Origin of the sequence: Candidatus Berkiella aquae (assembly GCF_001431295.2) — a bacterium.
In the GTDB taxonomy this organism is placed as follows: Bacteria; Pseudomonadota; Gammaproteobacteria; order Berkiellales; family Berkiellaceae; genus Berkiella; species Berkiella aquae.
Map to the genome: position 1 here is coordinate 1,899,488 of NZ_LKAJ02000001.1, position 21,478 is coordinate 1,920,965.

General features: G+C 37.5%; 20 protein-coding genes. 14 read left to right on the plus strand and 6 right to left on the minus strand.

The window, feature by feature from the left end; genetic code table 11:
• Positions 1-8 precede the first annotated feature (8 nt).
• From HT99x_RS08460 to HT99x_RS08470, 3 genes are all read right to left on the minus strand, one after another.
• Entirely contained in the window at positions 9-716 is a 708-nt protein-coding gene (locus tag HT99x_RS08460) for a hypothetical protein (protein WP_075065914.1), read from the minus strand.
• Positions 700-1,425 (minus strand): helix-turn-helix domain-containing protein, encoded by a 726-nt coding sequence (locus tag HT99x_RS08465; RefSeq protein ID WP_075065915.1) that lies wholly within the window; start codon positions 1,423-1,425, stop codon positions 700-702. Before HT99x_RS08465 ends, HT99x_RS08460 begins: the two co-directional genes overlap by 17 nt.
• Before the next feature lie 408 nt (positions 1,426-1,833).
• A complete protein-coding gene (locus HT99x_RS08470; RefSeq protein ID WP_075065916.1) occupies positions 1,834-2,424 on the minus strand; it encodes a DUF1780 domain-containing protein in 591 nt (196 codons plus the stop codon).
• Between the two features lie 245 nt (positions 2,425-2,669).
• Between HT99x_RS08470 and HT99x_RS08475 the strand changes: the two genes are divergently transcribed.
• From HT99x_RS08475 to HT99x_RS08500, 6 genes are all read left to right on the plus strand, one after another.
• The gene (locus HT99x_RS08475) at positions 2,670-2,873 is read left to right on the plus strand and encodes an AlpA family phage regulatory protein (protein WP_075065917.1); all 204 of its coding nucleotides are present in this window, start codon (positions 2,670-2,672) and stop codon (positions 2,871-2,873) included.
• Entirely contained in the window at positions 2,873-3,763 is an 891-nt protein-coding gene (locus HT99x_RS08480; RefSeq protein WP_075065918.1) for a toprim domain-containing protein, read from the plus strand. The genes HT99x_RS08475 and HT99x_RS08480 overlap by 1 nt, the downstream gene beginning before the upstream one ends.
• A complete protein-coding gene (locus HT99x_RS08485) occupies positions 3,763-5,604 on the plus strand; it encodes a DUF927 domain-containing protein (protein ID WP_075065919.1) in 1,842 nt (613 codons plus the stop codon). Before HT99x_RS08480 ends, HT99x_RS08485 begins: the two co-directional genes overlap by 1 nt.
• 241 nt (positions 5,605-5,845) lie before the next feature.
• Positions 5,846-6,178: a type II toxin-antitoxin system HicA family toxin gene (locus tag HT99x_RS08490; RefSeq protein WP_075065920.1), complete on the plus strand. Its 333-nt coding sequence runs from the start codon at positions 5,846-5,848 to the stop codon at positions 6,176-6,178.
• Positions 6,168-6,722: a hypothetical protein gene (locus tag HT99x_RS08495; protein ID WP_075065921.1), complete on the plus strand. Its 555-nt coding sequence runs from the start codon at positions 6,168-6,170 to the stop codon at positions 6,720-6,722. Before HT99x_RS08490 ends, HT99x_RS08495 begins: the two co-directional genes overlap by 11 nt.
• Positions 6,723-6,784: 62 nt before the next feature.
• Complete coding sequence (locus tag HT99x_RS08500) at positions 6,785-8,107, plus strand: P-loop NTPase fold protein (protein WP_075065922.1); 1,323 nt, start codon at positions 6,785-6,787, stop codon at positions 8,105-8,107.
• Positions 8,108-8,434: 327 nt separating this feature from the next.
• On the opposite strand, the gene HT99x_RS08505 is transcribed toward HT99x_RS08500, so the two are convergent.
• On the minus strand, positions 8,435-8,830 hold the full coding sequence (locus tag HT99x_RS08505; RefSeq protein WP_075065923.1) for a cupin domain-containing protein: 396 nt from the start codon (positions 8,828-8,830) through the stop codon (positions 8,435-8,437).
• Positions 8,831-9,171: 341 nt separating this feature from the next.
• Between HT99x_RS08505 and HT99x_RS08510 the strand changes: the two genes are divergently transcribed.
• Genes HT99x_RS08510 through HT99x_RS08530 form a run of 5 tightly spaced genes read left to right on the plus strand, consistent with a single transcriptional unit; the run spans position 9,172 to position 16,555 of the window.
• Complete coding sequence (locus tag HT99x_RS08510; RefSeq protein WP_075065924.1) at positions 9,172-11,703, plus strand: HAD-IC family P-type ATPase; 2,532 nt, start codon at positions 9,172-9,174, stop codon at positions 11,701-11,703.
• Positions 11,704-11,722: 19 nt separating this feature from the next.
• Complete coding sequence (locus HT99x_RS08515; RefSeq protein ID WP_075065925.1) at positions 11,723-12,778, plus strand: zinc-binding dehydrogenase; 1,056 nt, start codon at positions 11,723-11,725, stop codon at positions 12,776-12,778.
• Between the two features lie 26 nt (positions 12,779-12,804).
• A complete protein-coding gene (locus tag HT99x_RS08520; protein ID WP_075065926.1) occupies positions 12,805-14,160 on the plus strand; it encodes an MBL fold metallo-hydrolase RNA specificity domain-containing protein in 1,356 nt (451 codons plus the stop codon).
• 2 nt (positions 14,161-14,162) lie between these two features.
• Positions 14,163-15,671, plus strand: coding sequence for a thymidine phosphorylase (locus HT99x_RS08525; RefSeq protein ID WP_075065927.1), 1,509 nt, complete (start codon positions 14,163-14,165; stop codon positions 15,669-15,671).
• Entirely contained in the window at positions 15,668-16,555 is an 888-nt protein-coding gene (locus tag HT99x_RS08530; protein WP_075065928.1) for a ribose-phosphate diphosphokinase, read from the plus strand. The genes HT99x_RS08525 and HT99x_RS08530 overlap by 4 nt, the downstream gene beginning before the upstream one ends.
• A gap of 44 nt (positions 16,556-16,599) precedes the next feature.
• Here HT99x_RS08530 and HT99x_RS08535 read toward each other — a convergent pair whose 3' ends face one another.
• Positions 16,600-17,370, minus strand: a complete 771-nt coding sequence (locus HT99x_RS08535; RefSeq protein WP_075065929.1) for a glucose 1-dehydrogenase — start codon at positions 17,368-17,370, stop codon at positions 16,600-16,602.
• A gap of 31 nt (positions 17,371-17,401) precedes the next feature.
• Positions 17,402-18,388, minus strand: a complete 987-nt coding sequence (locus HT99x_RS08540; protein ID WP_075065930.1) for a zinc-binding alcohol dehydrogenase family protein — start codon at positions 18,386-18,388, stop codon at positions 17,402-17,404.
• 96 nt (positions 18,389-18,484) lie between these two features.
• On the opposite strand from HT99x_RS08540, the gene HT99x_RS08545 reads away from it, so the two are divergent.
• The 3 genes from HT99x_RS08545 to HT99x_RS08555 all read left to right on the plus strand — a co-directional run bounded on the left by HT99x_RS08545 (position 18,485) and on the right by HT99x_RS08555 (position 21,395).
• Positions 18,485-20,467 carry a cation:proton antiporter domain-containing protein gene (locus HT99x_RS08545; RefSeq protein ID WP_075065931.1) on the plus strand — a complete coding sequence of 661 codons (1,983 nt, stop codon included), beginning with the start codon at positions 18,485-18,487 and terminating at the stop codon, positions 20,465-20,467.
• Between the two features lie 63 nt (positions 20,468-20,530).
• On the plus strand, positions 20,531-20,968 hold the full coding sequence (locus HT99x_RS08550) for a YeeE/YedE thiosulfate transporter family protein (protein ID WP_075065932.1): 438 nt from the start codon (positions 20,531-20,533) through the stop codon (positions 20,966-20,968).
• 1 nt (position 20,969) lies between these two features.
• Positions 20,970-21,395 (plus strand): DUF6691 family protein, encoded by a 426-nt coding sequence (locus tag HT99x_RS08555; protein ID WP_075065933.1) that lies wholly within the window; start codon positions 20,970-20,972, stop codon positions 21,393-21,395.
• Positions 21,396-21,478 lie beyond the last annotated feature (83 nt).

The following is a 21,478-nucleotide window of genomic DNA, read 5'->3' on the forward strand; positions in this document are numbered from 1 at the left end:
GCTACTTTTTATACTAACTTAATAAGTTGCAGTATTTTACGTTTCAATAAAGCAGTTTGCATATCAGCTAAACTACCATGTACAACTAAATGGCCAGGCAATGAATCAAGAAAACCACTTCTAGATGATATTTTAGAAAATTCTTCTCGTAAATAATCTTTAAGTTCAGGATCTGCTTGCTCAATTTCAGCTACTATTTCATCCCTACCATCAAGCACTGTAATAATATCTTCAAAGTCATGACTACCCATAAAATCCATATTGCCACGTGTTTTAAACGCTTCCAATTTGGTAGCTATAAAATATGGAGCTGTTACCAAATTAATTTCGAGTTCGTCTGTAAGTTGACATTTAACTGCATGTTCAACGGCTGATTTATACCATCGATTGCCAAATGTTAAAATTTTTTCGTCAGTAGGCATTATATCTACAATCACCTCATCATAGCGCCAGCGGCATGTAAAATCATCTTGGTGCGATTGTTTAAAGCCTTGTCTTTTCAGTTTTTTTTGTAATTCACGATATTTAGCATCAGAAATCACATCAACGATACAGTCTACATCAATTGTAGGCCTTACATCCGGATAAGCTTCAACAGTCAAAAAAAGAGCAGTAGTTATGCCCCCTAGAAATACCACATCATTGCATATTGAGCCTAGTTTTATTGCAACGAATTCAAGCATCTTTAGATTTGCTAATTTATTCGTTTTCATCATTTAATACATCTTCTAACATCTCAATAGACATATTGCGTTCACGGGCTCTTCCTACCCGAATTGTATCAACTAAAACAAGCAATTTATAAAAATTATCATCTGGGTAAGCTTGCAAAGACTTTGTAACAGAAGGATGTATAGGTTCTAGAGCAACTCCTTTTACTTCCCCTTCTGCCGAAGGCCATACAGGTATTGGGTCATCTCCCATCACAAATTTTTCACTTAGAAAAGGGGCGCCAATTGCAGTAGGCACTCCTCGCGTGTACTCTCCTAGTTCAGCAGGAAATACATACTTTAACCCATAAATCAAAAACTCTTTAGCAGCTGATTTTATTGGAGCAATCTGATTTTTTGTAAACAGATTATCATAATTGGTATTGGTAAAATTAGGTAAATTAATATTTTTTATTATTATATTTTTTAATTTAACTTTGTCTGTGAATGAATCATTTATATAATTTTTGCTGCACATTTCATTCAAAATAGAATCGAATTTAACGTATTGTTCTATGTCTATATTCTTTACTTTAAAAGAATCTGCCAGCCAATTATTGTCCTTCCTAATTAAGCGCGCGGCAATAAGTCTTTTTATGCTTTGGTTAACTTCAGCCAAACTAATAAAAATCAAACTTGATAATTCACGTTGCGTCCAAACAACCTTAGGATTGGCTAGCAATTTAAGTAGAATTAAGCAGTCTTGGGGTTTCATCTTGGCAGCTCGTTTTTGAGTTAATTACCTTATATTAAGTATATCATGTTTGTTCGCTGTTCGCGAACAGTGAACACAAACCTATAATTTAAAATAATTAATTTAAAATCAATAAGTTAAAATTTAAGATTACATACACATAAGTAATAATTAAATCTTTGTTCGCTGTTCGCGAACAGCGAACAAGTTATAATTACAAAGCATATAACATGTAAACCTAGGACTTACACGGTTATCTTTAGCAATATTAGTTATGAAATCAATTAATATGGCTGTATGCATGCACTGCATAATTTGAATAACTCGCACAATACTTAACTATTAAAATTAGTTATATTTCAAATCAATACTCCGGCAACTGGCTCCTAGCAACAAATTGAAGTAAATATTTCAGGACTCATCTTTGCTTCAAAGATAAGTATTTTTCACGCAACTAATTCTTTTGTTAACAAATTTTTGTAGGATTTTGGGAGAAATATCCGATGCATACAACACTAGAGACTTAAATTTTACTCCTCCAGTTAAAATACAATTTATTGAGCGAAACCCATAGGAATCAAGGTTCGTTAAAATTTCATTAGAATCAGATAGAGCTGCATCATTTATTAAGACGAGTAAATCTAAGTTACTCTTAATGTCCACATCATAATCTTTTGAATATTTTTTTAATTTACACAATAATGCACTTTTCCATGAGGGACGAGGTAAATCGTAAGCTTTCATAATTAGCTTTTTTCCATCTTGAGCGGCCTTAGACATTCCTTTTTCGTAATTAAAATCTTTTTGAGACTTTTCACAAGGATGGAAGTTGAGTATCTTAACTTGAAAATTAAATTGCTTTTCTAATATGTTGCTTTGATCTTTTACTGTGACATCAATTTTTTCCTTTTTATTATCATCATATTCCTCAAATTTCAGATTTGATAAATCTAAATAATACGCACTTAAAAAAATTTTACACAAATCTACTTCTTCATTTTTTTTATACTGTCTTGTCATTAAACTCTTCTTTAGCATACCTTTGTTATTAATAATTTTAAGTTAGCACTTTTATAATTTGTCTTCTATACCTTACCAAACCGAACGCAACAAAAGTTAACCGCTTTCTCTCCCCTTGATTTCTCTACCCCGCAAACCGAACGCCCCCAGTTCGGTCAGATTTTAACCGAATCGAGCTGCACTCATTTTTTCTTCCTCGTAGCATGTGAAGTGTAAAGTCCATTACAACTTCAGGAGATCTAAAAATGACGCATAAGTTCTTACGATTACCCGTAATCAAAAACATCACAGGATTATCACGCAGCACCATCTATATGCGTATCGCTGAAAATCGCTTTCCTAAACCTATAAAGTTAGGCGAGCGCGCGATAGCGTGGCTTGAAAGTGATGTGAATGCATGGATGGAACAACAAATCAGAAACAGCCAACAAGAAGTGGAGAATGTTTAATGCAGAATCATATTGAAGCTTTCAAGAATTCGATGTTAACAGCAGGCCTTACGCCCCCAAGCGATATCATTGATGATGGAAAGCTACATAGGTTTTCTACTAGTCATAAGAAACAAGACTCAGCGGGGTGGTATGTATTGCATGCCGCCCCCATCCCTGCAGGTTGTTTCGGTGATTGGCGCAAGAATATTCTTGAAAAGTGGTGTGCTAAAGATAAACAGGAAATGTCTCCTAGTGAAAGGGTCGAGAACTTGAGATTATTGGCACAGGCCCGCGAGCAATGTCAGAAAATCCGCGCAGTTCAGCAACAACAAGCTGCATTAAAAGCAAAACGTTTGTGGGCTAGTGCTGTTCCTGCCGCCCCCAGTCATCCTTATTTGGTTAAAAAGCGCATTCCCGCCTTTTGTGCGCGGCAGTTGGGAGCGAGTTTAGTGCTACCGATTATGAATTTAGATAAAGATATTCAAAGCTTACAATTTATAAGGCCGGATTCAAACAAGCGCCTACTTGCTAATGGTATAAAAAAAGGCCGTTTTATTATTGTGAACGGTCAATTAAATAGTGGCGATTTTATTATCTGTGAAGGGTTTGCAACCGGTGCTTCCTTAGCGCTCAAATACCCTAATGATTGCGTGATTGCGGCAATTGATGCAGGGAATCTCAAAATGGTCGCGACCGCTATTAGAACTCGTTACCCTTACTGTCGGATTGTGATTTGTGCTGATGATGACAGGCTGACGCCGGATAATCCTGGATTAACAAAAGCTCAAGAAGCTGCAGACGCAAGTGGTGCAATCCTTGCCTCGCCTCCTTGGCCTTACGGTGCTCCTCAAGAATTAACAGATTACAACGATTTGATGTGCTGGTTAGCCGAGCGAGGTGCAGAATAATGATTATCGATAGAGAATACCGAGAACAGCGGGAACAACCTAGTCATTACAATGGGAGTGAGTGTTCCCAAGACCCAATTCATACTGGTAACAATGAGAACAATCTCATGCCGGTTATGGTTCCCCCTTTGCGGTTTCATAAACCGAAAATCGAGCGTAATAGTTACCTTTCTCATGAAGATTGGTTTGAACTCAATGGCAAGAAAATGAAACCTGGGGTCTATTGGCATGGTAAAAAGCAACAGGATGGCGAATCGATTGAAGTCGATGAGTGGATTTGCTCTCCTTTAACCATTGAAGGCATATCATCATCCCCTACTCATGATAACTTCGGGCGTTTATTGAAGTTTCAAGATACTAACGGCCAATGGCATGAATGGGCGATGCCGATGTTTCTCTTAAAAGGGAATGGCGATGAGTTACGAGGAGAATTACTCAATCAAGGAGTAACCTTTAACCCCAAAAGGCGTAGCGATATCGTTAATTACATTATGACGCAGCAAACCACTCGGCAAATTACCGCTGTTGACCGGGTCGGCTGGCACGATAATGCTTTTGTGTTACCTAATATAGTAATTGGGGATGCTGATGTGGTTTTTCAATCGGAATCGGTAGCCGAAAGTGAATTTCAATATAAAGGTAGCTTAAGTGAATGGCAAGAACATATAGCTAAATACTGTATTGATAACATTCCTCTGATGGTTTCAGTCTGCATGGCGCTTGCTGGCCCCCTATTAAAGTTTGTCGATCGCCAACAAGGCGGTGGTATCCATTGGGTGGGTGATTCTTCTAGTGGGAAAAGTACGGCGGTGGAAGTGGCGGCCAGTGTGTGGGGGTCTTCGGAGTTTATCCGCTCTTGGAGTGCTACCGCTAACGGCTTAGAAGGTGTTGCTGCAACGCGCAATGAAACTTGCCTTATATTAGACGAAATAGATGAAGCCGCCCCACTAGAAATCGGCAAAATCGCGTACATGCTGGGTAATGGCCAAGGCAAACAGCGTGCTGGCCGTATTGGGCTTGCCCGTAAAATACAACGCTGGCGGATTATGACACTATCCACTGGCGAAAGAACCCTAACCAGTATCATGAATGAAATTGGTAAACGGCCAAATGCTGGGCAGCTGGTACGGCTACTTAGCATTCCTGTTACCTTTGAACATGGTGCATTCAGTAATCTTCATGGATTCGAGAGTGGCCGAGCTTTAGCCGATCACCTTAAAGCGACGCGGTTGAAACACTATGGCCACTTAGGTCCAGCTTTTATTGAAAAGCTTGTTGAAGATAAGCGTGACTTTCCAGCTTTGTTGGATTTAGTCATGCAGAAATTTAGCACGACTACCACTACAAACGTTGAAAAAAGAGCTTCAAGCGTCTTCTCCATTATTGGCCTTGCTGGCGAATTAGCCATTGAATATGGATTGCTCCCCTGGGAACATGGGGGTGCTTTCAAAGCAACTCATACTGCCTTCCAACGCTGGCAAGCCTTTATTGGACCAGGCCAAACAGAAGACCGGCAAATCTTAGAAGCCATCAGTAACTTTATTGCTAAACATGGTGACTCACGTTTCTCTCCTCAATATTCTGATATTGCCTTAAGTAATGACAAAACCATTCAAAACCGTGCCGGTTGGTACAAAGTGGTCAATGAGGAGCGGGTTTACATGTTTCACCCTGTTGCTCTATTAGAAGCTGGGGCCGGGTTTGAACGTTCTAGGATTATTGAAGCGTTAAAACGGGCTAAATGGTTGGTTGATTCAGATCCTGGGAGAACGACAAAGAAGACAAGAACCAGTGCTGGGGTGAAGAATTTGTATCATATAGTTGAGAAAATTGAATTATAACCATAATTAATACTCATTCGTTCTCACTAGGGTAACCTGTGAGAACAATTTTATTTACTCTAATTCCATGATTTCCTTCAATGTTCCCTTAGCAACTTACGTTCTCACGCCACAAACAAAACAAGCAACTGATCAGCAAATAAAAATAGCGATTCAATATTTATGTAACTACACTAAAAGTATTGACATTCGGACAAAAACGTCCGATACTTATATAAGGGATCAAAAGGAAGTCTGCTAGATGACAATTGACGAGCTAATAAGATCTTTAAGAAGGATATCTAATGGTTTGCACATTAATAAGCCTCTTTTAATAAAAAATGGTAATACGAAGCATCGAACTTTACGATTTAATGGAAAAATTACTTTAGTAAGTGTGCATAAAAAAAGTGAAATACCAGAGGGCACCCTAGATGCAATTCTTAAAAATCTCGGTCTGAAAAAAAAGTACATTAATAATTTTAATAAAAAGCAAATCAAGCAGAAACTCAAAGAGTTAGGAATTGAATTAACCGAACCTGTAGCTGAGGAATTATTGGATAAAATATTTAGTGAGGAAGAAAATGATAGCTAGTTTTGCATATCCCATGAAAATATCATCAGAAAATAACAATTTTATCCTATCATTTGAACACTTTCCAGAAATTACTACTTGGGCTGAAAGTGAAGAGGAAATTTTAGAAGTTGCACGAGATGCTCTCGAAGCTGCATTAGCAGGTCGCATTATTAGAAAAGAAAATATTCCTCTTCCTGGAAACTCTATACTATCTTCTCAAACAAAATTAGTTCCTGTTCCAATATTAATAGCTACTAAAGCTTGGTTATTTCATTTAATGAAATCAAAGAATATATCAAATAGTGAATTAGCTAGAATATTAAAAATTAAAAGTGAAAAAACTATTAGAAGGCTTCTAGATCCTAAAGAAAATTCAAAAATTTTATCAATTGAAGAAGCGATTTTAAAATTAGGAGGATTTCCCTATCTAAGTTTTGAACTAAAAGAAAAAGAAGGTTCAAGAAAATCTTTCACTCCATCTTATACCAATAAAAATGATTCTATTAAAGAAAAGGATGTTTTAGTTCAAGAAACAAGCAAAAAGCCCTATGGGACAGCATGATTTTTTATTCCCGCAATAAATAGCCATATCATGTTTTAATATAATAACAACGGAACTATTTTATGCATAAAAAGACCTTTTCAAATTATGATAAACTTGATAGAAAAAAAATTGCAGATCGCTTAACAAAAATCATTATCCCTGAAATAGATTTGCTGTCTGATTCGTACGTTTTAAGTCTAAATGGAAACTATGGAGCAGGTAAAACCACATTTATTGAGATGTGGCAAAATGATATAAAAGATTTTCACCACACAATAACAATTAATGCTTGGGAAACTGATTTTGCTGAAGACCCTTTATTACCAATAATTGAAGCTTTATCAAAAATCGTAGACGATCAAACTCAATCTGCATTATATGATGCAGCATTTTTGGCCACTAGTATTGGTTCTCAATTTCTTCAAAAAACTCTCAATTTTGATTTTGACAAAGCAGCAAATGACCTCCAAGAAACTAAAGATAAAAAATCAGGCAAATTAATTATTGAAAACTTCACAAGAAAAAAAAGAGCATTAGCTAATCTTAAAGATTCTCTTGATAAGTTTATTGCTGGTAGTAATAAAAAACTATTTGTTTTTATTGATGAGCTTGACAGAACCCGCCCAGATTATGCAATAAGATTTCTTGAGACAATCAAACATTTTTTTTCAATAAAAGGTGTAATATTTGTCCTAGCAATTAACAAACTTCAGCTCTTTAACTCTATGAGACAAATGTATGGCAGCGATCTTGATGCTCCCGGATATTTCAAGAGATTTATAACTAATGAAGTAAACATTCCAGTAACCGAGAAAAATGACATCGAATTATTTGTGAGTTCTTTACTTTCTACACTTCCTGAAATTAAAATTAACGCAAGCAATCATATTCCTTTTATAAGTTACATTTTTCACACATTTAATTTGTCATTAAGAGAAATAGAATATTGTTTAAGAGGGTTTCAACAAATTACCAAAGGTAACAGAACGGAACAAGGATATCTTAACCTTGCAATTTTCCTGCTTTGTATGTCAATTAAAGAACCAGAGTTTTATAATGGGTTAAAAACAAATTCGTTTGAAACTATAGGTTTTATAAAAGAACTAGAAGGTCTTTTTAGAAAAAATAAATTTGACCCATTACCTAAAATTATAAGCATTGTAGTACTTGGTAGCATTAATAAAAATAATTTTCATAAACTTATGTCGTTATTTAATGATGAAGGTATTAGAAGAAGAACTGAAAGAAGTTCAGAAAAAACCTTTAAGGATTACACTTTTGAACATATAGGAAATAACTTAGATGCAAAAATATATGGCCCTTCATTTCCTTATGCAGCTCCTTGTCCAATTATTAGAATTATAGAAAAAATTGAATATTGGAAAGATATTTCTGATGAATGAGAATTTGATAAAATTAGGGGGTACCACCCGGGGTATCTCCCGTCCAAATCCCCGCCCTACCCCTTGATTTCATTAGCCTCTCAGCCAAAATCAATTTCCTGCCCGGCACCACTAGATTTTGCGTTAGAAAATTTAAATGAAGAGCTAAAGCGAATAACTAATTATAGAACGCCCAAGAAATACTCCCGGCAGGTAATAATTTTAAATTATGGAATCGCCTGTGCGTCTTTCTTTTCTGACAAATCAGTTCCTAGTGGGATAGAAGAACTTACATAGTCCACGCTATGTGAGTCTAATCCTTGCGACTGTGAATTCGATGATGACCTCTCATTCTGTCGTTTGTCCATCGAAATGCTCTTCTTCGGCACTAGCAGCAGCCTTTGTGACATGGACTGTCTCATCACGATGCTCTGGCGGAGCGTATATCGTATAGAGCTGCAAAGGTTTGTCACCTGTATTCACAAGATTATGCCGCGCCCCAGCGGGTACAATCATCGCATCATCGCTTTTAATCTTTGAACGATTGCCATCGATCAAGATTTCGCCTTCACCCTTTTCAATGCGAAAGAACTGATCATGATCCTCGTGCACTTCATCACCGATCTCTTCACCAGGTTGAATAGTCATCAGTACAAGCTGGAGGTGTTTTCCAGTATAAAGCACACGACGAAAATCTGAATTTTCCTCAGTCAACCGCTCAATATCTGCTACAAAGCCTTTCATGTATCCGTCTCCCATTTTTGTTGTTCAAACTAATCAACCAATCCTAGTAGTACTATTCTATCCAGTTTAGTTGGTAAATAATTAAACATAGTAATTTTTGCTATCTAATTTTCATAAAATTGCCCAGGAAACCAATCTGCTAACGTTGTAGAAGCACCCCGTTACAATTCTGCCTACAATTAACTATAAGGATAACTACATTCAAATTAACAACTAAATAAATACACAGGGATTTGTGATGGTTCATAGCTTAGAAACCCTTTTTTACCCAGCACTATTGCGGTTATTGGCGCCAGCGAAAAACTTGACGGATTAAAACATGCTCACTGAGAAAAAAATGTATGAATAATAGTTTTTCTCATCTAGGTTTAAGCACTGTAGAGGCCATTAAAAGACTTAAAAAAGATGGGCCAAATATTCTACCTAGCAAAAAAAGACGAACCTTGTTTGCCATTGGTTTAGAAACATTACGCGAACCTATGTTTCTTTTACTATTGGTAGCGGGTTTAATTTATCTATTCATTGGAGAATTACGCGAAGGATTAAGTTTATTTGTATTTTTAAATCTGATTATTGTTATAAAGTTATATCAGGAAGGTAAAACTGAACGTGCTTTAGAAGCATTAAGAGATTTAGCAAGCCCTAGAGCGCTCGTTGTTCGCGATGGACACTTAGTGCACATTAGCGGCACGGACGTGGTAAGAGATGATGTTGTTCTTTTAAAAGAAGGGGATCGCGTCCCTGCAGATGGGATCCTTTATTCAGAAACTAATTTGCAAGTTGATGAATCCTTACTTACAGGAGAATCAGTAGCAGTCAATAAAATAGCCTCAACTACCCCCATGACTACGCCTATGTCCCCACCAGGAGGGGATAATTTACCTTTTGTTTACTCTGGGACTCTGGCAGTTGCAGGTCAGGGAATATTTCTGGTTAAAGCAACTGGTATTAATACTGAAATGGGTCGGATTGGTATTGATTTAGAATCTATTGGAACAGAAACATCGCCATTACAAAAACAAACAACTTACCTCGTAAAAATATTAGCTGCTATTGGATTATTATTTTGTATTCTACTTATTTTAATTGATGGAATGATGCATGGGAATTGGATGAAATCCACCCTGCTTGGAATTGCACTTTTGATGTCAATGATACCAGAAGAATTTCCGGTGGTTCTCACTATTTTTCCCGCCTTAGGTGCATGGCGATTATCTTCAAAACAAGTTCTGACTCGACGTATATCCGCCATTGAAACATTAGGTTCAACATCTGCACTGTGTGTAGATAAGACTGGCACAATAACACAAAATAGTATGGTGGTTTCAGAGCTATGGGCAAATAATAGTCTTTACAATGTTAACGCTTTAGATAAAGAATTTACTGAATCATGTCGTTTATTGATTGAATATGCAATATTGGCAAGCCAAGCTCAACCATTTGACCCCATGGAAAAAGCCTTTCACCAATTAGGGAAGCAGCATTTAAGCGAGAATGAATACTTACATTCAAATTGGAAACTTGTGCATGAATACGCACTTACTCCTGAACTACCTGCCATGTCTCATATCTGGAAAATTGATAATGAAGATCACCATATTATAGCCGCAAAAGGTTCCCCAGAAGCTATTATGGATCTTTGTCATATGAATACCGAGGCTAAACAACAAATATTATTAGTGCTAAAAAACATGGCCGAACATGGACTACGCATCCTTGCAGTTGCTAAAGGAACCTATTCTGGAAACATTCTTCCGAAAAATCAGAATGACTTAGCCTTTACTTTTATAGGTTTATTAGGCCTTTCCGATCCACTTCGAGAAGGGATCCCACAAGCCGTACAAGAATGTCATGAAGCTGGAATACGGGTCATCATGATTACAGGGGATTACCCCTTAACAGCAAAAGCAATTGGAGCGCAAGCCGGCCTTTCTTCAAATGAAATTTTAACTGGTGATGAATTAAAGCACTTGAGGGATGAGGAACTTCAAAACAGAATCCAATCCACCAATATCTGTGCCCGTATTACACCAAACCAAAAATTTCGGATTGTTAAAGCTTTGAAAGCCAACAATCATATTGTTGCAATGACAGGAGATGGTGTAAATGATGCTCCTGCTCTCAAATCCGCTCATGTCAGTATTGCCATGGGTAACCGAGGTAGCGATGTAGCACGTGAAGCCTCTACATTAGTGTTGCTTGATGATAATTTTGCTTCAATCGTAAATGCAATGCGCTCTGGTAGACGTATTTTTGACAATATGCAAAAGTCTATGGCCTTTATCCTAGCTGTGCATGTTCCGATAGCAGGAATTGCTCTTTTTCCTATTCTATTTAGTTTACCTCCCGTATTTTATCCTTTACATATTGCTTTGATTGAGTTGATTATTGATCCTACTTGCTCCATCGCATTTGAAAATGAGCCTGCAGAAAAGGATTTAATGAAACGTCCCCCTCGAAAGATAAACGATCCCATTCTGAATAAAAAAACAATTTTTTCAGCTTTGCTGCAAGGGCTGGGTGTGCTCATTATTACTTTCTTGATATATGTTTTATCCTTGAAAGTAATGCCCGAAACAGAAGCGAGAACATTTACATTTTCAAGTTTAGTGATCTCTAATTTAATACTTATTTATTCTAATCGTTCACGAACGAAATCCATTTTTAGATTATTGACGATACCTAATAAAATACTGATCTTGATAGCTTTAACAACTATTATGATTCTGTTATCGACCATCTATTTACCTTTTTTTGCAGACATTCTTCATTTTTCCCCACTTACTATAAATCAACTACTGTTAAGTTTTGGTGGCGGAATTACGTGTGTCTTATGGTTCGAAGTGTTGAAGATCATTTTACGTCGAATATGATTTTTTAGGGAATTCAACTATGAAAATGATGAAAGCAGCTGTTTTTGTAAAACCAGGAAAAATTGAACTTCAAGAAAAGCCTATTCCAAAGGTAGGGCCAACTGATGCTTTAATTAAAGTTACCACTACAACCATATGTGGGACCGATGTGCACATTCTAAAGGGTGAATACCACGTTGATCCAGGGCGAATCGTTGGTCATGAACCAGTAGGTATTATTCATGAACTAGGTTCTGCAGTTACAGGCTACAAAATTGGCCAACGTGTGGTTGTTGGTGCGATCACGCCCTGTGGCCAATGTTACTCATGTTTAGATAGTCACCAAGCGCAATGTGGTGGTAAAGCGATTGGTGGATGGCGTTTTGGCAATACGATTGATGGATGCCAAGCTGAATACTTCCTGGTCCCATTTGCAATGGCTAATCTCGCCCCTGTGCCCGATGATCTAACCGATGAACAGGTACTTATGTGTCCTGACATCATGAGCACGGGATTTGGTGGGGCTGAAAATGGCAACATAAAAATTGGCGATACCGTTGCTGTTTTCGCTCAAGGTCCTATTGGATTATGCGTTACCGCTGGTGCAAAACTAAAAGGTGCAACCAAAATTATTGTCATCGATAACATTGCAAAGAGATTAGAGGTAGCCAAGCAATTAGGTGCAGATATCACTATTGATTTTTCTAAAGTGGATCCAATCGAAGAAATCATGAAACATACCTATGGGCTGGGAGTAGATGTTTCAGTTGAAGCTTTAGGATTGCAAAAAACTTTTGAAAATTGTTTACGAGCATTGAAACCGGGAGGAACACTATCTAGCCTAGGGGTGTATTCGGGTAAATTGTCACTACCTGTAGAAGCATTTGCTGCAGGCCTGGGTGATCATAAAATTGTGACGACACTTTGTCCTGGCGGCAAAGAACGAATGCGACGGTTAATGAGTGTTATTCAATCTAATCGCGTTAATTTAAAACCTTTGGTGACACATCGATTTAAATTGGATCAAATTGAGCAAGCATATGAATTATTTGCTAATCAACGTGATGATGTTATTAAAATTGCAATAACTCCTTAACAATAAATTAAAAAAAGGAAAAGTTCATGAAATTGACTTTTTTAGGCGCAACTGAAACTGTAACTGGCTCTAAATATCTATTAAGTTATGATTCGAAAAAAATATTAATAGATTGTGGTTTATTCCAAGGATACAAAGAATTACGCCTTAGAAACTGGAATAAATTACCTATTGATCCTAAACAAATTGACGCAGTGATCCTAACGCATGCGCACATTGATCATTCTGGCTATTTACCGATATTAATGAAAAATGGATATACTGGCCCTATTTATGCGACAAAAGGGACTAAAGATCTCTGCTCTATCATGTTGCCTGATAGTGGTCATATACAAGAAGAAGATGCTTTTAGAGCTAATAAATATGGTTACTCAAAACATAAATTAGCACTTCCACTTTACACAAAATTAGAAGCCGAAAAAGTTTTAAAACAGTTTGTCGTCGTTGAATTTAATGAGCCCTTTAAAATAGATAAAAACTTTCAATTTACATTATTTCCTGCTGGGCACATTTTAGGTGCATCAATAGTGGAAATTATAGCCCATCATAAAAAAATAGTTTTTTCTGGAGATCTTGGGCGTCGCAATGATCCTATTATTGACGAGCCAACCAGTATGGTAAGTGCAGACTATCTCATTATTGAATCTACATATGGCAATCGTTTGCATGAAAAAACTTCACCATTTAATGAATTGAAAAAAATTATCTGTGATACTGCTAAGCGAGGTGGAACATTACTCATTCCTGCTTTTACTGTAGGACGAGCGCAAACAGTTTTATATTATATCCATCAACTTAAATTAAAACATGCTATTCCAGATATCCCTGTCTTTGTCGATAGTCCTATGGCAACTAAGGTAACCCATTTGCTTGAACATTATGTTGGCGAACATCGTCTTGCCAAAAAGGAGTGCAGTGAGGTAAGCCAAACTGCCACTTATATTTCTACCGTTGAAGAATCTAAACAGCTTGATAATTATGCTATGCCAACAATTATTATATCCGCAAGTGGCATGGCTACAGGTGGGCGTGTTTTACATCATCTAAAGGCTTTTGCTCCATATGCAAAAAATACTATTTTATTCACTGGTTTCCAAGCAGGTGGAACACGTGGGGCAAGAATGATGAATGGTGAAAAGGAAATTAAAATTCATGGAAAAATGATCCCTGTTAATGCAAGAGTTGAGAATTTAGATACTATCTCGGCACATGCTGATTATGAGGAAATGCTTTATTGGTTATCTCATTTTAAACAAAAACCAAAATCTGTTTTCATAACACACGGTGAACTTGACTCTGCAACCTCTTTAAAAGAGAAAATTGAAAATCAATTTCATTGGCATTGCGTTATTCCCACTTACATGCAAACAGTAAATTTATAGCTATGACAAAAGCTAACACACTTACACTAAAACCATTAGGAATAAATACTTATAAAGAAGCGGTTGTGTACATGCGCAAGGATTGTCCTGTATGCCGATCAGAAGGTTTTGAAGCGCCAGCTCGAGTCAAAGTAATTCATAAGAACAAAATAATATTAGCTACGTTGAACACCATTGAATCAGATCTACTGACTCCACATGAAGCAAGTCTTTCTACTTTTGCTTGGGAACAATTAAGTGCATCCATTGGCGATGAAATTCAGGTGTTTCACCCAGATCATTTAAATTCGCTTGATCATATTAGAGGTAAAATTTATGGCCATGAATTAAATAAAGATGAAATTAGGGAAATAATCAAAGATGTTGTTAACGGCTCATTGTCTGATATTCATATTTCAGCTTTTTTAGCCTCCACAGGAGATGATCGTTTTTCTGAACAGGAGATCTTCTATTTAACAGAATCAATGATTGAAGTAGGAAATCGAATAAGTTGGCATAAAGATTTAATTGTCGATAAACATTGCATAGGGGGCTTGCCAGGAAACAGAACCACCCTTATTGTTGTTCCTATTGTGGCGGCTTTTGGGCTCACCATTCCAAAAACTTCTTCAAGAGCTATTACTTCCCCTGCGGGCACAGCGGACACCATGGAAGTTTTCGCGCCGGTCTCCCTTGATTTGAATGCTATGCGCAAAGTTATTGAAAAAGAAAATGGATGTTTAGTTTGGGGCGGCTCAGTTAATTTAAGCCCTGCAGATGATATTTTGATCCGTATTGAACGAGCACTTATTCTTGATAGCATGGGGCAGCTCGTCGCTTCTATTCTATCTAAGAAAATTGCTGCAGGATCTTCTCATGTCATTATCGATGTTCCTATCGGACCAACAGTTAAAGTCAGAACAACGGCATCTGCTGATGAATTAAAAAATTATCTTGAAGCAATAGGTAAAACATTGGGCATTGAAGTAAAAACAGTCTTTACTGATGGCAGTCAACCTGTCGGCCGTGGTATAGGCCCTGCATTAGAAGCAAAAGATGTATTGGCTGTTCTCCAAGGAGATATTAATGCACCTCAAAGTTTAAGAGAGAGATCAATCGCCCTAGCTGGTCAAGTCCTAGAATTTTCACCCAATGTAAGAAAGGGAACAGGTTACGCGGTAGCAGAGAAAATCTTAAGTAGCGGCCAAGCCTGGCAAAAATTTCAAGCGATTTGTCATGCGCAAGGTGGGCTTTTTGAACCCCCTATTGCAAAGCATATGCGAACGATTACCTCCAAGAAGAAGGGAACAATTCTTGCTATTGATAATCGATATTTAAGTCGAGTCGCAAAACTGGCCGGCGCACCACAAGCAAAGGCGGCAGGAATTAAACTACTCACCCCCATTGGGACAAAAGTAAATTTTGGTGATCCACTTTTTGAAATTCATGCAGAAACTAAAGGTGAGTTACATTATGCTGTAAATTTTTTATCGATGGATCATGAAATATTTGATATTGGTGAATTCGAATGAAACCACTTCTTTTATCATTGTATACCTCCCCTTCTTTTCTCGATGGATTCAAAGATTCCAGTCAATTTGACTTGGGCAATCTCACCGTCCGTGAATTTCCTGATCAAGAATCTTACATTAAGTACGATACTGATGTAAAAAAACGAGATCTTGTTTTTATTGTCGCTTTAGATAAACCTAATTCTAAATTCTTGCCGCTTATATTTGCTTCGCAAACAGCGAGAGAATTAGGTGCCCGCAGCATTGGACTAATAGTTCCTTATCTACCCTATATGCGTCAGGATAAGCAATTTTTATCTGGCGAAGCGGTTACTTCAAAATATTTTGCAAAAATGTTATCAGATAACATTGATTGGTTGATAACGATTGATCCCCACTTACATAGATATCACTCACTTAACGAAATATATAAGATCCCTACTACTGTTTTGCATGCTAACGATCTTATTTCAACTTGGGTACAACAGCATGTTTCCTCGCCTCTTATTATTGGTCCAGATAGCGAAAGTGAGCAATGGGTAGCAACTATTGCGAAAACACTCAATTCACCCTACAAGATCCTAGAAAAAATTAGAAAGGGTGATAATATTGTTCAGATTAAATTTCCCAACTTTAGCGACTATCAGGATTTCACACCAGTATTAGTCGATGATATCATTTCAACAGGCACTACGATGGTTGAAACTATCACACATTTGAAAAATATTAAAATGAAGGTCCCCATTTGTATTGGCGTTCATGCAATCTTTGCGCATCATGCTTATGAAAATATATTAGCAGCTGGGGCAAAATCAGTTATTACCTGCAATACCATCGAACATATTTCAAATGCGATTGATGTGTCTAGTCTTATTAAGACTTGTTTAACAAATATTAAATTTTAATAACAGCCACACCGATCAATAGGCCCAAAGGCTACTCTCATATATTATTTAGCTGTGTAGCCACCATCAATCACCAATTCACTTCCTGTCATAAACTTGGATTCATCTGAAGCCAAATACACAATGCCCCAACCGATGTCGTCAGGCTCTCCAATATGTCCTAAAGCGTGTAAAGGTCCAACTGTATTTAAAAAAGCTTTCTTGCCACCATCAAATTTGTCGGCGATCTCGGCAACGAGTGGAGTCCATATGTAGCCTGGATGAATTGAATTAACTCTGATTTTATCTTTTGCATAAAAGAGAGCATCGGTTTTTGTCATCAATGTCACAGCGCCTTTTGAGGCATGATAAGGAGGTAAGTCAGGAGCGCCTATAAGGCCATAAATAGATGATAAGTTAATAATGCTCCCGCCTTTTACTTTACGCATATAGGGAATAACATGTTTAGTGCAAAAAAATACCCCTTTTACGTTAACCGAAGTGACTTTATCCCATTCTTCTTCCGTTACTTCATCGGTGGGTTTATTGACCCCGGCTATACCGGCATTATTAACTAATGTATCAATACGACCGAATTTTTCTTCAATATCTTTGAAGGTATTCTTAACATCCTTTTCAGTCGCAGTATTCATTAACCAGAATTTGGCTTGACCACCGTCTTGTTGGATGGATTCCGCAAGTTTTTCACCTTCTTCTTGATTAATATCCGTAATAGCTACCTTTGCCCCTTCTTGGGCTAGTAAGATGGATGCAGATCTACCAATGCCCAATGCGCCACCGGTTACAATTGCCACCTTATTTTTGACTCGATCCATTATATGCTCCTAGTATTAGGGTTTACTAAATCTAACTAATTTGTATTACTGCAGCACCTGAAAATCGCCCCATTCGCAAATCCTCAAGCGCTTCGTTTGCTTTTTCTAAAGGATAAACATTCACTTGTGTTTTTATTGGAACTTGAGGCGCGATTTTTAAAAACTCTTCACCATCTTTTCTGGTTAAATTAGCGACAGAACAAACATGTCTTTCCCCCCACAATATTTCATAAGGAAACGAAGGAATATCTGACATATGGATCCCAGCACAAACTACTGTGCCTCCTTTGCGGATGTTCTTTAATGCTAAAGGAATTAAACACCCATCTGGTGCAAAGATGATGGCAGCGTCTAAGGCAGTGGGGGCTATCTCTTCCGAATTTCCTGCCCATACCGCCCCCAAGCTTCTCGCAAATTCTTGACCCTTTGCATCTCCCTTTTTAACAAAGGCGTAAACTTCTTTGCCTTGATAAACAGCTAGTTGACTCAATATATGAGCGCTAGCACCAAACCCATAAAACCCAATCCGCTGTGCCGTCGCTATTTTACTCAGGGCTCTATAGCCAATTAGACCAGCGCAAAATAAGGGAGCAACTTGGAGATCAGGGTAATTCTCGGGAACAGGGAAACAAAATTGACTATTGGCAACACAATACTCAGCAAGCCCACCATTCAATTGATAACCTGTATATTGAGCGTCATCGCAAAGATTTTCTTGGCCCTGTCCACAATAGAAGCAATGGCCACAACTGCCTCCTAGCCAAGGAACCCCCACTCGTTGGCCGATTTTAAAACCTTCTACAGCAGATCCTAGCTCTTCGACTATTCCTACTATTTGATGCCCTGGGATAAGGGGCAGTTTTGGTTTGTTCAATTCTCCGTCAATGATATGCAAATCAGTACGGCATAGTCCGCAAGCAGACACACGAATCAGCAATTCAGTTTCACTCGGCGTGGGAATACGCACCTCTTGAAGCTTTAACTTTTCTCCCATTTTATTAAATACCATTGCGCGCATGGCTGATCCCTATTCTTATCTAGCTAGCCACCTAAGGCTTGTGGTTTATAAGGCCATAACAACTATACTGTAATTAAAATTATAACTGGATTTCACATGTCGCACGTCTTATTTAACAATATACTTATTATTTTAATAACCTGTATTGTTATCACCGCTATTTGTCAGCGCATTAAGCTGCCCGCAATTATTGGTTATATTGTCGTGGGGATCTTGGTTGGCCCATCAGGAATCGGGCTTATATCGGGATCTGAAGTGATAAAACTCATTGCAGAATTTGGCATCGTGTTCTTGATGTTTATGGTGGGCTTGGAATTTTCACTCACCCATTTACTACGACTTAAAAAAGATGTATTTCTCTTCGGCGGCCTACAAGTTCTTTTAAGTATTTTAGTCACGCTAGTCATTGGGCATTTATTTGAAATGACATCAATGCAATTGTTAATCGTTGGCTGCATTGTGGCCATGTCGTCGACGGCAATTGTGATAAAACAACTCACAGAACAACTTGAAATCAACTCCCCTTATAGCCAACATGCCATTGGCATCTTACTGTTTCAAGATTTAGCTGTTATCCCTGTTCTTATTTTATTGCCAAGCTTATCAGATCTGACAATTCATTCATTTATTAATCAGCTTGGTCTTGCTCTTTTAAAAGGGATAGCAACCATTATTATTATTCTGTTTATTGGAAAGCGCATTTTAAAACCAATTTTTTATAATATGAGTCAAGCTTACTCTCTAGAGTTATTTACCCTCACGACTTTAACCATCACATTATTTTGTGCCGGAATAACTGCTTTTGCTGGGCTTTCGTATTCCCTGGGAGCATTTTTAGCAGGTATGATGCTAGGTGAGACTGAATTTAAACATCAAATCAAAACTGACATTCGCCCTTTTAAAGATATTTTACTGGGATTTTTCTTTATCACAATAGGTATGCAATTCAACACTCACGTTATCGTAACAGCGTGGAATTGGACATTATTAATGCTAGTTGCGCTGGTTATATTTAAAGTTTTATTAATAACACTATTAGGATTATTTTTTACCAAATCAAAAGTTATTGCTACTCAAACTGGACTCATATTAGCACAAGGAAGTGAATTTGGATTTGCCATTCTCATTAGTGCATTGTCGTACAATTTACTCCCTACCGACTATGGCCAGGTAATACTTGGAGCGCTTTTACTTAGTATGATTCTTGCGCCTTTAATTATTAAGTACCATCAAAATATAATTAATTTACTTTTTTCTAGTTCTTCACCTACTGAAGATAGCGAAGAAGCTAATATTCATCAAGCAAGTCAAACTCTTGATAATCATATCATTCTCTGTGGGTATGGCCGCGTTGGTCAAAATATTGCACGTTTTTTAGAAAAAGCAAATCTTCAATTTATTGCATTTGATTTAGATCCTACCCGCATAAAAAATGCTCGACTGGCGGGAGACAATGTTTTTTATGCCGATGTAACTGATTATGAAATTCTTAAACATGCTGCGATTGATAAATGCCGTGCTGTTATTATCAGTTTTATTAATCCACCTGCTACCAATAACATCATAGAGCAAATAAGAAAACATCATCCCAAATTACCTATCATTGCAAGGAGTCACGATGAAAACGAGACTAATGTTTTCTATGAGAAAGGAGCAACAGAAGTCATTCCTGAAATATTAGAGGCTTCATTAATGATTGCTTCACATATTTTATTACTCATGAATATACCTCCCAAGCAAGTTTATAATTGGATAGATGAAAGTCGCCACAAACGGTACGATTTACTGCGGATGGTTTTCCCTGGACACGAAAGTCATTTTTCAGAAGAAGGTGAAGCTTCCAAGGACGGACTAAACGCTATCCTATTATCAAAAGGTTCATATGCTATTAATCGTAATTTAAGCGAATTACCACTCTCAAAATTAAACATTAAAATCACCGCCATCCGTAGAGGAAGCCAACGCTTTATTGACCCTTCGCCTTCAATGACGTTGCTTGAAGGAGATATCGTTGTTTTATACGGCACTCTCTCACACCTTGAGCATGCCGAAAAAGTTTTATTAATTGGAGAAAATTAAGGTTCTACGCATACCAATGAGTACATGTGGGCGCACACATAAGCAATTACAAGGGAATTAATCATGTTAATTGACTGGGAAAACTTTACTCCATGGTTATCTTTATTGGGAGGTGTATTAATAGGAATAGCAACCTCCTTACTTCTTTTAGTCAATGGGAAAATAGCCGGAATCAGTGGCATTCTTGGGGGATTATTGCGCTTACCTCGAGGTGATATGTCATGGCGCATCTTATTTTTACTAGGGATGATTTCCGCCCCGATCTTCTATAGATTCATAATCGGTGATCCTACAATTAATATTGAAGCAGACTGGTTAATGAATATTATTGCCGGCATATTTGTTGGTATAGGAACGCGTATAAGTAGTGGTTGTACTAGCGGACATGGGGTATGTGGTTTATCGCGCCTATCATTGCGTTCACTTATTGCGACACTTACATTCATGTGCATAGGCATTATTACTGTATTCATTGTTAGGCACATCTTAGGTGGAAGGTAAAATGATTAAATTATTTTCATTTATATCAGGTTTTATTTTTGGTATCGGCTTGCTGATATCAGGAATGGCAAACCCATCGAAAGTTCTTGGGTTTTTAGATATTACAGGAATTTGGGATCCTTCCTTAGCGTTTGTCATGATAGGGGCAATTATTATCGGATTCTTCGCATTCAACTACGCTAAACGTGTAAAAAAGACTATAACTGGTGAAGCAATAAAACTATCCACAACGCAAAAAATTGACAAAAAATTAATTTTTGGCAGCATACTATTTGGTATTGGCTGGGGGTTAGTTGGATTTTGTCCAGGTCCTGCCATTGTTGCTCTTGGCGCGGCTAAACTCAAGGCTTTGTATTTCACAGGGGCAATGCTCATTGGCATGCTATTTTATGAGTTGTTTCAAACAAAATCATTTTTGAAATATTAAAATGACGTTGCTTATGATGCATTTCTATTAAATGGCCATCCTAAATCGAATCCTTGGACCGCGCCTGTTAATGTGGGAGTCTT